Origin of the sequence: Cupriavidus sp. SIMBA_020 (genome assembly GCF_046535395.1) — a bacterium.
Lineage (GTDB): Bacteria > Pseudomonadota > Gammaproteobacteria > Burkholderiales > Burkholderiaceae > Cupriavidus > Cupriavidus campinensis.
The window spans coordinates 1-233 of the sequence record NZ_JAWRWU010001738.1 but is presented as its reverse complement, the minus strand read 5'-3'; the positions used below and the strand labels follow the sequence as shown (position 1 = coordinate 233).

General features: G+C 77.3%; 1 pseudogene. It reads left to right on the top strand.

The features are described 5' to 3' along the window. Positions 1–233 (top strand): annotated as a pseudogene (locus SB751_RS35570) (penicillin-binding protein 2); the annotation flags it as partial.

Below are 233 nucleotides of genomic sequence, written 5' to 3'. Positions count from 1 at the left end.
CGCGCAGGCCGCGGGCCCGATCGCGCGCCGCGTGCTCGACTACTACCTCGTCGAACGTCAGAACCCGAACAACGAAGCCGCGGCCGTGGCCGCCGCCGCGTCGGCGACCGAGCCGGTGAGCGCGCCCGTGGTCGGCGACGCATCGAAGCCCGCCGCCGTCGCGGCCGGCTTCACCGCGCTGCCGCAGCCGGTCGTGCCGAGTGCGGCAAGTGCGGCGAGTGCGGCGGACGCCG